Below are 10,280 nucleotides of genomic sequence, written 5' to 3'. Positions count from 1 at the left end.
TTCTCCTTCATTTTATTAATGGTTTCGCCAGGGTCAATACAGCTCATCCCGCAATCATGATGTCCTACCACAAACACTTCATCGGCATTTAATTCATATACAGCAACAATAACGCTACGCATTACGCTGCCAAATGGATGCAAAACAATCGCTCCAGCATCTTTAATGATTTTGGAATTTCCATCCTTAATATTTAACGCTCGGGGAAGAAGGTCGGTAAGCCTTGAGTCCATACAAGTTACAACAACCATCTTTCTATCTTTGAATCTAGAAGCTTTATATTTTTCAAATTCCTTCTTTTCTACAAACTCCGAGTTAAAGTTTAACATATCATAAAGTCGGTCCAAGCTTCTCACCTCAATTTCTCTCTTGATATCTTATAATCTTATCATAACCTACGAAGCACCCTCAACATGCCAAACCTTATTCTTATTTGATGGTTTCGATAAATGAATCTAGTCCTGCAACATCCATTAAAAGCAAAAGAACCATCAGAAGCGCTACCAGTACGCAACTGACGATACTGTCGTAATAATTGGTAGTGTAGGGTTTTGAACCCCTGTCCAGTACTTTAATGTTGTGGTTTTGCATGACTAGGGTTCAAAAAAGTGAACAATAGCTTGCCAAAACCACAATCCCTCGTGAAAGACCATAGGGGCGAAATAATTCCACTCTCCGAAATCTGGCCAATCGAACCTGCCGACATTGCAAGTAAATGTTCTATCGTAATGAGGGATTTCCAATCATCCTCCTGAATACCGATCAGGTGTCTGCTCTCTTAGCCATCATTCCATTATTGTCAATCATAGATCACACTCCGCTTTGGATATATTTACTCTATTCTACGTCATAACCAGGAACAAGGTAATGTTCGATTTTAACAGTTTGTTGGTCTTTGTCTCTCCCTACAAGCTACCATGCCATCATAAAATCTGTCATTCGTCACAGTATGCTACCAGTTAGCGTAACAATAATGCTCTTGCAATGGCTCTGTCGGGAATGAGATCAAGTTCTTGTCAAAATCGGGAATGGGATCAAGTTCTTGTCATTGGGTTTTGACAAGACCTTGATCCCATAAAATAAAAAAGCCGCGATTTACGCGGCAATTAATGAGATAATGTTCTTGTCACCCGACAGATCATCATCATAAGTTCGAAATTTACGGTAATACTTTTAATATAAACAAAAAAGGACCTGGATGTCCTTGCTTTCCTCACTTTACTTACTTTAATTCATTAACCTTTTGTGTTATAATTAACTTAATTATTCCAATTGAAACCAATTCACATATTGAAAAAGGTCTCATTTCTATGATGAAACTTTTTTTAATATGTGAATTTTTGTTTTCTGGGAATGATCAGTTTAATAATAGGTGACCGCCAACATTTTGACGAAAATATACGCTAAGCCTTTAAACATGACCGCCTTGGCGTTTTTTCATACTCTAAGTCGAAGGGTCCGGGCAGCCTTGGGTCTGAAAGAAGCTTTAAATTAAGCTTAGCGCCACCAAATACTAATATAAAATAAAGATGTGACCACATCAGAAAAGCGGTTTTTTATCAAAATAGATACACATGATTCGAACGTTAGTGTTGTATTTTCGACCATTGATGACATTATTAATTTTTATTCCAACAAACAGAGTTTACAGAGCAAAGTGGACGATCTGAACAATTTAAAGAATCACACAGGCAAGCAAAGGGGTGGTATATCATAATTGGAGAAATGATTCTTTCCGACCGACCTGTAAGGGTAATTCAGAAGAGTTCGTGGTTGATAATGACTTCCTGCATTTTTTCTTCATTTATCTATACTATTTGGGGTGGATGCCTTTTGCTCGCCTGTCTCGTTTACTTGGCCATATCAAAACGAATTCGTTTTGATATGTAATAGCTCAATAAAGGATATCTGAATAAAACACCCAATTTTGTGTCCATGTCCACCAAAAACACATCACCAAACGGACAAAAAAGGCCCTATAAACTATTTTCACTTTTCAGATCGTTAATGAGCCTACAAATCGAAACAGCGACAGTCAAGGACGAGAAAATAAAGTCCTAGACTGTCGCTGTTTTATTGAACTAACGTTCCCAGTTAGTTAAATATCGGCCGATCTTTATTAATTATTAAATCATCAAAAAAGGCTTTATGATCGGAGAATAAGTTGTCAGGTAACTCATCAAGTGCAAAAAACGCATTTTGCAGAGATTCTGCGTTTTGTTTAATTAATTGGCCTTCGTATTCATTACAAGTGAAAAGGAATTGTACCATTGAAACTTGGTCTCCATTAGAAAAGGTTTTATCATACTTTGAACCCGAATAAACTCCAAACAACTCAAGTTTCCCTAAAATCAAACCGGTTTCCTCAAAGACCTCTCTCCTGGCAGTATCTTGGACTGTTTCTCCTAGCTCCATAAACCCTCCTGGGAGTCCCCAGTTTTCGTTATCCAAACGCTGTTGCAACAATAAACGATTTTCTTTATCAAATATAAATGCCCCAGAAACCACCATGATAACTTTCTCATGTCCAACCATAGATCTCACATGTTCAATATAATCCATAAATAGCCTCCATTTTACGGTTTAATTGCATCTACAATTAGTGAAACAAAACCCATATGTCCCTGTTGATTCCGATGATCAAATCTCTTAGAACGATAAATAAAGCCCTTTGCTTCATTCCAGTACGTATAATAAAACTCCCCATTCTCATCACAATATTCGAGCAACTGAACCTGAAAACCTGCGGATTCAAACATATTCTTTAGTGTTTTATAAGAATGAACAATTTTGTGAGAAGCAGCAGGATGGTCTTTTGGTCCCGGACCTCCTATTTGAACTATATTTTGATAATCCTCATTAGGAAAGAGAGCATCAGGAACAGCACAACGAATATATCCTCCTGGCTTTAAATATTCATTACAAATCTTCGCTGCTTGAACTCCTTCATCAAATGTAAGGTGCTCCCACACATGTTCAGCTAAAATTGCTGTAATAGAGTTTGGTGAAAATCTTCGATCCCATGTATCCTTTACTAATAGATTAAGTTCATTTTCTTGAGTGTGCATCCATCCCGGATTATTGTTGGTTCCTCCTGCTCCTACAACCACTCTTATTTCTTGAGCCATTCCATTCACTTCCTTTTTTTCTAAATTATAAGTGAAACGTATCTATCATCAAATGGAATTTTGTTATTTTTAGATGGAGTTTTATAACCATATTCCGCAAGCTATTTCAATAAAAAAGGAACAGCTGCCGGCTGAGGCAAACTGCTCCTGTATTTTAACTAACGTTCCCAGTTAGTTCAATCCATACCTGACTCAAAAACAAAGACAGGACCATTCCATTTCTCGTTTTGTAGAAATTTCTCTTGATAACCATTGTTTTGTTTATACTTAGAGATTATCTGCTTCCAGAACGTATACGCAGGCTGGTTAGCAGCTGTTTGCCTTATTTCCCATGTACCAATGAACCGCTCAAGAAGCGAGTACGCAACCTTACTACCAACTCCTTTTCGACGGTACTTTCTCATAATAAAAAAATCACTAATTGAATTCGTTTTCTCTGCTGTACTCAATTTCATATATTCCTTAGGTACACCTAGACTAATCAAGACAAAACCTGCAATCTCCCCATCAACCTTTACTATAATCGGACGTCGGTACTCATCAGTCCACTGATGATCGAAATACTTGTATAAGTACAATCCATGATTGTTAAGGACATGTCCATCAAACTCGCTACTGTCGTAGCGATATAGCTGAATAAGATTGTAAAGAACTGTTTTTTCTTCATACGGGATCATCTCTATTTCAATATTCATTTTGGCCCACCCTTTCATGGATTATTTTACCATGACATTGAGGGTAAAGTTCCTTTATAACCAAACTCCCGTTACTTCAACGGACAACGGCAGTCGATCGTTGTTTGCCGGCAACAATCATGTTTTGATTGAACAATTGTATCATCCGTCCCGCGCCGGCTGCCTTCACATCCTGTTTAAACTATAGTTCGCCGTTAGAGGTTAATGTAATGTGTATTTGTTTTGCATAATAATCCCATTCTGCTTCGTCTGTGTTTATCTCTAAAGTGGGAATTAGTGATTGTTTCGCATGCATGCGAAGTTTTTCTTGAAAACTTAACCTTATTCTGTCCGTTAGGATTGAATGACGGATACCAACCAAGATCTACTATTCTTTTATGATCTTGGCTAACAATTTGCAAGATGTCTTCGTCCAACTCCAAAACATTTTCATAAGTATCATCTATAAAGCTTACCTTGAATGACCTTACGTAAGCAATCGCAGGTTGCAAGATGCATCCCTTCATGGACCAATCCAAAGTTGAGCAACTCTCCCGCCCGATTAAAGGTGAGCGGTCCAAATTGCACCGGCGCTTCCAGCGGTACCTCCAGACTCTCGGGAGCTAACTCGGATAGGGAGCTAAGCTGATTTGACAGCTGTTGGATTAACTCTTCCTTTGATGGAGGCGTGTCGGCCCAGTTTGCCGGCGCTGTCCCGGAGTTGAAGAACGATGCGTAGCTTGCGGGAATAGCCGATTCTTTCGAGAAGCCAAGCGTCATGTAGGTATCCATCCAATAAATCATGTGTCCAATGTTCCAGCGAATCGTGTTATTATAGGAACCAGCTTGAATGTCGAACAGTTCCTCAGGGATGGCCTGCACCTGGTACAGCACCACTTGACGTACTGTTTTTGCCGTGTCGATAATCATTTTTGACATGTTGTTTTCCTCCTTTGTAATGAGAAGCGTTTGATATGTTCCTAGTATAGGTCTCATGGAATGTTCCATCAATGCAGTGCGCATTACCGAAACGTTAAGTATAAGTTAATGATTATGAATTGACAGAAAAAGAAGATGAAGTGACAATAATTATTGAACATCTATTCAGCGATGTATTTGAAAGCAGGTGTGAGCTATGGAGTTAAAACAACTACAGTATTTTATGGCGATTTGTGAAGAGCTCCACTTTACGAGAGCAGCCAAGAAGATGGGAGTCAGTGCACCTAACATCAGCCAGCAGATAAGGAGATTGGAAGAAGAATTAGGGGTTTTACTGTTCGATCGCGTGGGAAAAACAATCGTCCTCACAGAAGCCGGAGCGATCCTTCGTGAACATGGTGCTGCCGTGTTCGTACATCTGCAGCAAGCTAACGATGCCATTTCTGACCTGAAGCAAATGCACGGTGGATCTCTTTCCATCGGTGTCTTGCCCGGTGACGCGGATCTCATGTTTAATGCCTTGCTGCTGAACTTCCATCAGACCTATCCCACCATCGCGCTGTCCCTTCTGGAAACCACGAAAATAACAGAACAAGTACTGGACAGAAGCATCGACGTTGGCGTAACCATCGGACCTGTTATCGATGAACGCCTCACGTCAATTCCTCTGTTTCACGAGGAGTTCTCATTGGCGGTAAGCACGAATGATCCCCTTGCCACGGAGAGCTCCATTCCCTTGAACAGGCTGCCTGCCCTGAAAATGGTCATGTTCCCACCCGACCATCAATGTCGTAAGCTGATCGACCGTTTCTGCAAGGACAAGGGGTTTACTCTGCAGCCGCATATGGTCACGACAACGTTATCCTCCCTCCTTCAGATGGTGCAAAGCGGAGTTGGCGCCTGTGTTCTGCCGCGATTGCTGCTGGATAATCTTCACAATAAAGACATCAAGGTTCTTCACCTGAGAAATCCTACGCCTTCTCAAGACATTTGTCTGATCTATCGCAGCGACAGGTATGTCGGATACGCCATGCGCACGTTCATCAAAACTCTGAGAGCCTACATTGAGACCGTTATCAATCATGCCAAATCTTCGTAGATAACGATGGGTGAATCCTACTATATTTAGGATATCTGCCCGTTCAATAAAATGAGAAGACTGCCGTTCCATCGATGTCGGCTGCCTTCTCCTGATGTTTTTCGAGCTATGATTCCTTAATCATCTTATTCAATCTTAAAATCCAAAATATCCCCTATCTTTGCGTAATGAATCAATCCCTTTATTTCTTTACAGACACGATTACGTCCATTTTCATAATTCCACCAATTATCTGGCCTGGTTGTTTTGTCAAGAACGGGACAAAAACTATACTCAATCCATGAAGGTGCATATTTTTGGAGAGTTAAATGACATCTACGCATGTGATAAAAAGCAGTGCAAATCATTATACGTTGTATGTTCTTTAATCCTAAGTATTTATCCAACACAAGCAATGATTCAATTACATTTTCCTTGGTATTAGTCGAATTAGTTTCCATGATTATGTCTTTCTCAGGCACACCACTCTCTAATGCCATTTCCTTCATGGGTACCGACTCAAAAAACTCACCGTTATCTCCACCTGAAAATAGAATTTTCGACGAACGACCTAAAAAATATTGCTCTACAGCTGCTGGAGTGCGGTACTTCGTACCTGTGCGACTTGACGGTACGAAAATACAATCGCACGGCTTTCCGTCATCGCTAATATTTTTAAACAGAATGTCATGTATCAACTCTTTAGAAAAAGAATTTTGATTCAATTCTGAAAGATACAGCGTCATCTCCACCTTTCCAAACATGGAATAATTAACCTAAACATTGGTCCCAACCTTAACCCTTTCTCATCCTTATGGCGGAAACGAGGTATAAAAGAAGGACTACACTAAAAAGGTTCCAAATACTTGGTATTGACGCGACAGATAAATAAAGACCGTAAGGCAACGACCAAACAAGTACAATGTACATGAAGATTCGATTTCTCAAAAATGTTGCTATAATGCCTAAAAATGCAGGAAGAATCAGCATGATAAGTAAGATAAATACCGTTTCATTCTCCGCTTGCGTCTTTGAATACGGGTTCCAGAACAAAAAAATGACACACAGAATTATGCACCCCAAGCACGCAACCAAACCTAAGAGGGAATATTTCGATTTCAATGAAAGCCCTCCTTCTAATCGTATATGAGTTCGTCGTTACATATTTTGAAATGACTCCTTATATGGATACTCGTATCTTCTCAGTTTTTCCGTTTTTTTACAACGGCGTTGTTCACTATTGCTGGAATTGTTCAATAACAAAAAAGAGACCCACAGCAATGGGCTGAGGGTCTAAGTTTTACGCTCATGAAGAAAGTAGATGCCGCGGCTTATTTGAAAAACTCGTTCAAGAGCTTATTGGTTTCTTCCGGTGCTTCTTCAGGAATCCAGTGGCCGGTTTTCTCAATTACGGTAGAAACAGCAAAAAAGCCGGTTCCTTTTTACAGGAAACAGCTTTATTCGTTGTTGTATCAAACCCATTTTCTTGTTAGTTATTCCACGTTATGATAAACCTGCTGCACATCCTCTAAATCTTCCAAAGCATCAATCAGTTTATCGAATTGCGCTTGTCCTTCTTCCGATAAAGTGACGTTGTTTTGAGCTAACATCGTCAGTTCAGCAATGGCAAACTCCGTAATTCCAGCCTTTTTGAATGATTCTTGAACAGCATGGAACTGCTCCGGATCAGCGTAAACCATCACGATCTCATCTTCTTCAGCAATGTCACGAACGTCTACATCCGCTTCCAGCAAAATTTCCATGATGTCATCGATGCTCTTGCCTTCAATCCCAATGACAGCCGTGGCATCGAACATGTAAGCGACTGAGCCGTTTACACCCATATTTCCGCCATTTTTACTAAATGCTGCACGTACGCTTGAAGCCGTTCGGTTCACGTTATTCGTGAGTGCGTCCACAATGACCATCGCACCGTTTGGTCCGAAGCCCTCATAACGAAGCTCTTCATAAATTTCATCTGAGCTGCCTTTTGCTTTATCGATGGCGCGATCAATAATTGCTTTCGGCACATTATAGGTTTTGGCCCGTTCGAGTACAACTTTCAGCGCACGATTCGCTTCAGGGTCCGGTTCACCTTTCCGAGCTGCTACATAAATTTCAAGGCCGAACTTAGCATAAATTCGACTTGTATTTGCATCTTTAGAGGCTTTCTTCTCTTTAATGTTATTCCACTTTCGGCCCACGATTGATCCCACTTTCTATTTTTATTTCATTAATATAATAACCCATTTTCATTCTAAATGGAAAAAAAATTGCATCCTCTACTCCCGAACTAACATTTTTCGTTGTATAAGCTAAGCACCATGGATGCGGGGGACTGAATGCTGAGAAGTCGATTTTCGGCTTCTCAGGCTTTAGTGATGAGCTTCAGCCTGAGGAGCTCTCGCTGAAAGCGCGGTTTTCGCGCTTTCACTGGACGGACGCGCGGGACTGACTGTTGAGAAGCCGATTTTCTGCTTCTCAAGCTCTAGAGATGAGCTTCGGATCGCGGAGCTCTCGCTGAAAGCGCTGTTTTAACGCTTATTTGTTCGGCCGCTCCAGAATAAGCGCGGTTTCCGCGCTTTCACAGCACGAACGCGCGGGATAGTCTGCCTGAGAAGTCGATTTTCGGCTTCTCAGGCACTACCGACGAGCTTCGGCTCGCGGAGCTCTCGCTGAAAGCGCGGTTTTCGCGCTTATTTGTTCGGTGGCTCCAGTGAAAGCGCGGTTTTCGCGCTTTCACTGGACGGACGCGCGGGACAGTCTGCCTGAGAAGTCGATTTTCGGCTTCTCAGGCTTTTCCGACGAGCTTCAGCTCGTGGAGCTCTCGCTGAAAGCGCGGTTTTCGCGCTTATTTGTTCCGTGGCGCCTGAATAAGCGCGGTTTTCGCGCTTTCACAGGACGGATGCGCGGACGGAGCCCGCAAAACCTGCGTGGCTCCGTCTATATTCGAACGACTATATCACAATGCCGGGATTTCAGAAGGCACCTTCAAATGTGTTACATCGATCCCTTTTTCATCGCGTGCTTTTAAGTCTTGTAAAAACTCCAGGAAGCCATAACGAGGTTTCCAACCAATTGCCTTTTCAGCCTCAGAAAGGTCATGCTGTTCCACTTGCTCTGGCAATTCGATCTCGTATTTCTTCAGCAATTGAATTGCGCCAGGTACCTGTGTCTCACACCATTCTGGACCATATTTTTTGAAGTCTTGAATTACTTCTATCGGCATGCCGTGATTTGTATGAACAATTGTACGAAAAAGCCCCACTCTCTTCTCCAAAACTGCCTTGACAGAAGCAACTGTAGCTTCAGCTACATCCCTTCTATCCACGCCATTACGAAGCAATCGTGCCCCGAACTCTAAGTAGGGGCGAGGTATGAACTCATGGTAACGAAGCATAGCTATCGATGCACCGGTCATTTCATGATATGTCTTACACAGATCTTCCCCAATAACTTTACTGACGCCATAAACGGACCCCCATCCATATGCCATGGAAGAAGCATACACAATAGATTGAATCCCAGCTTGCCTGCATGCTTCCAGAACATGGAATGTTCCATCCACGTTTACAGCAAAAATCGTTTCATCACTTACGGGCGGATGATGTGCGCAATGCCATGCTGCTAGATGAACAACCGCATCCATTCCATTTACAGCTGAACGTACATCACCAGGGGTTCTCGTATCACACCGAACGAATTCGATTTCTCTCAAATCGTCCGTACTTGGAGGCATAACGTCTGCCATCCTAACCGAATAACCTCCTTGAATTAATGCTCTGCAGACAGCTTGACCACTATTGCCGGCGGCACCGGTAACTAGAACTTTCATGATTTTACACCACCTAACTTCGTATTTAGGTTATCTATTCGTTATCCTCAATGATACACCTGCAATTGGGTAAAATAACTAGGTTGGTATGGAGGGATCTTTAATGAAATCCATCTTCTTATTTGCTCACTTGAGGTTGCCAGATGAATAAATGGATAAATAAAAGAATGAATCCATAATCGCGGTCGAAAGATGTTGTAAAAAGTGCAACAATTGCTGCCTATATCCCGCCTCTTTCCCTTCGATGTTGTAAAATATACTAAAATATACAACAATTTGCTCCAAAACAGACCATTTCGCAACAAATAGGCTGGAAATGTTGTACATTCGAGACTGTCGATTCAATAGCCCCCAAGGACCCCTATGGGCTCTTGGGGGCTAAATTTTTCCTTTTATACGACAAATTCGGCGTATCTTTGCCCCATTTTATCTACCTTAAACAGCTATATGGACAGACTTCCCCCTTGGTAAGGGAGATTCTTTTTTTCGCTTGAAACCAAGTGTTAAACTACCTACTTGTTTCACCATCACTTTTATATTAACTACGATACTGCTCACCTTTGCATCGACACGCCGCTTCTCACGCGTTCGTTTATGGGTATGCGCCAAATCGTGATGGTTCTTCA

Annotated in this window: 10 protein-coding genes; 1 reads left to right on the top strand and 9 read right to left on the bottom strand. The window is 41.5% G+C overall.

Annotated elements, in window-relative coordinates:
- From G519_RS0136355 to G519_RS0136330, 5 genes are all read right to left on the bottom strand, one after another.
- Positions 1-356, bottom strand: a 356-nt coding sequence (locus G519_RS0136355) for a carbonic anhydrase (protein ID WP_409372033.1), incomplete at its 3' end; no start/stop codon positions are given.
- Between the two features lie 1,738 nt (positions 357-2,094).
- The gene (locus tag G519_RS0136345) at positions 2,095-2,562 is read right to left on the bottom strand and encodes an NUDIX hydrolase (RefSeq protein WP_029198762.1); all 468 of its coding nucleotides are present in this window, start codon (positions 2,560-2,562) and stop codon (positions 2,095-2,097) included.
- 14 nt (positions 2,563-2,576) lie between these two features.
- On the bottom strand, positions 2,577-3,128 hold the full coding sequence (locus G519_RS0136340; protein WP_036635237.1) for a class I SAM-dependent methyltransferase: 552 nt from the start codon (positions 3,126-3,128) through the stop codon (positions 2,577-2,579).
- 176 nt (positions 3,129-3,304) lie between these two features.
- On the bottom strand, positions 3,305-3,823 hold the full coding sequence (locus G519_RS0136335; protein ID WP_029198760.1) for a GNAT family N-acetyltransferase: 519 nt from the start codon (positions 3,821-3,823) through the stop codon (positions 3,305-3,307).
- A 438-nt stretch (positions 3,824-4,261) separates the two neighbouring features.
- The gene (locus G519_RS0136330; RefSeq protein ID WP_029198759.1) at positions 4,262-4,741 is read right to left on the bottom strand and encodes a DinB family protein; all 480 of its coding nucleotides are present in this window, start codon (positions 4,739-4,741) and stop codon (positions 4,262-4,264) included.
- 196 nt (positions 4,742-4,937) lie between these two features.
- Between G519_RS0136330 and G519_RS0136325 the strand changes: the two genes are divergently transcribed.
- Complete coding sequence (locus tag G519_RS0136325) at positions 4,938-5,840, top strand: LysR family transcriptional regulator (RefSeq protein WP_029198758.1); 903 nt, start codon at positions 4,938-4,940, stop codon at positions 5,838-5,840.
- Positions 5,841-5,965: 125 nt separating this feature from the next.
- On the opposite strand, the gene G519_RS0136320 is transcribed toward G519_RS0136325, so the two are convergent.
- From G519_RS0136320 to G519_RS51825, 4 genes are all read right to left on the bottom strand, one after another.
- Positions 5,966-6,583, bottom strand: a complete 618-nt coding sequence (locus G519_RS0136320; RefSeq protein WP_051254022.1) for a YdcF family protein — start codon at positions 6,581-6,583, stop codon at positions 5,966-5,968.
- A 729-nt stretch (positions 6,584-7,312) separates the two neighbouring features.
- Positions 7,313-8,023, bottom strand: coding sequence for a YebC/PmpR family DNA-binding transcriptional regulator (locus tag G519_RS0136305; RefSeq protein WP_029198754.1), 711 nt, complete (start codon positions 8,021-8,023; stop codon positions 7,313-7,315).
- A gap of 758 nt (positions 8,024-8,781) precedes the next feature.
- Positions 8,782-9,654: an NAD-dependent epimerase/dehydratase family protein gene (locus tag G519_RS0136300; RefSeq protein WP_029198753.1), complete on the bottom strand. Its 873-nt coding sequence runs from the start codon at positions 9,652-9,654 to the stop codon at positions 8,782-8,784.
- Between the two features lie 435 nt (positions 9,655-10,089).
- Positions 10,090-10,280: hypothetical protein (locus tag G519_RS51825; protein WP_036635236.1), on the bottom strand; the 191-nt coding region annotated here is incomplete at its 5' end.

Origin of the sequence: Paenibacillus alginolyticus DSM 5050 = NBRC 15375 (assembly GCF_000422905.1) — a bacterium.
Classification (GTDB): Bacteria; Bacillota; Bacilli; order Paenibacillales; family NBRC-103111; genus Paenibacillus_E; species Paenibacillus_E alginolyticus.
Note: the sequence above shows the minus strand (reverse complement) of the source record. Positions and strands in the feature narration are given on the sequence as shown.

Coding starts and splice junctions, on each gene's coding strand:
- G519_RS0136345 (WP_029198762.1), bottom strand. CDS start 2,562: ATGGATTATATTGAACATGTGAGATCTATGGTTGGACATGAGAAAGTT.
- G519_RS0136340 (WP_036635237.1), bottom strand. CDS start 3,128: ATGGCTCAAGAAATAAGAGTGGTTGTAGGAGCAGGAGGAACCAACAAT.
- G519_RS0136320 (WP_051254022.1), bottom strand. CDS start 6,583: ATGTTTGGAAAGGTGGAGATGACGCTGTATCTTTCAGAATTGAATCAA.
- G519_RS0136325 (WP_029198758.1), top strand. CDS start 4,938: ATGGAGTTAAAACAACTACAGTATTTTATGGCGATTTGTGAAGAGCTC.
- G519_RS0136330 (WP_029198759.1), bottom strand. CDS start 4,741: ATGTCAAAAATGATTATCGACACGGCAAAAACAGTACGTCAAGTGGTG.
- G519_RS0136335 (WP_029198760.1), bottom strand. CDS start 3,823: ATGAATATTGAAATAGAGATGATCCCGTATGAAGAAAAAACAGTTCTT.
- G519_RS0136300 (WP_029198753.1), bottom strand. CDS start 9,654: ATGAAAGTTCTAGTTACCGGTGCCGCCGGCAATAGTGGTCAAGCTGTC.